Origin of the sequence: Streptomyces virginiae, from assembly GCF_000720455.1 — a bacterium.
In the GTDB taxonomy this organism is placed as follows: Bacteria; Actinomycetota; Actinomycetes; order Streptomycetales; family Streptomycetaceae; genus Streptomyces; species Streptomyces virginiae.
Genome location: NZ_JOAK01000109.1, coordinates 1 through 286, shown reverse-complemented (window position 1 = coordinate 286; position 286 = coordinate 1). Strand labels below are relative to the sequence as shown.

General features: G+C 69.2%; 1 protein-coding gene. It reads right to left on the bottom strand.

Going from position 1 to position 286, the window contains the following annotated elements:
* A partial coding sequence (locus IG86_RS39605; RefSeq protein ID WP_037943982.1) for a HAMP domain-containing protein occupies positions 1 to 286 on the bottom strand: 286 nt, incomplete at both ends.

The following is a 286-nucleotide window of genomic DNA, read 5'->3' as shown; positions in this document are numbered from 1 at the left end:
CCCGGCCAGCTCGTTGACGTTCTCGGTGAGCCGCTTCCAGGTGCCGGAGACGCCTTCGACCTCGGCCTGGCCGCCGAGCCGGCCCTCGCTGCCGACCTCGCGGGCGACGCGGGTGACCTCGGCGGCGAAGGAGGAGAGCTGGTCGACCATCGTGTTGATGGTGGTCTTCAGCTCCAGGATCTCGCCGCGGGCGTCCACGTCGATCTTCTTGGACAGGTCGCCGTTGGCGACGGCGGTCGTGACGAGGGCGATGTTGCGGACCTGGCCGGTGAGGTTGTTCGCCATG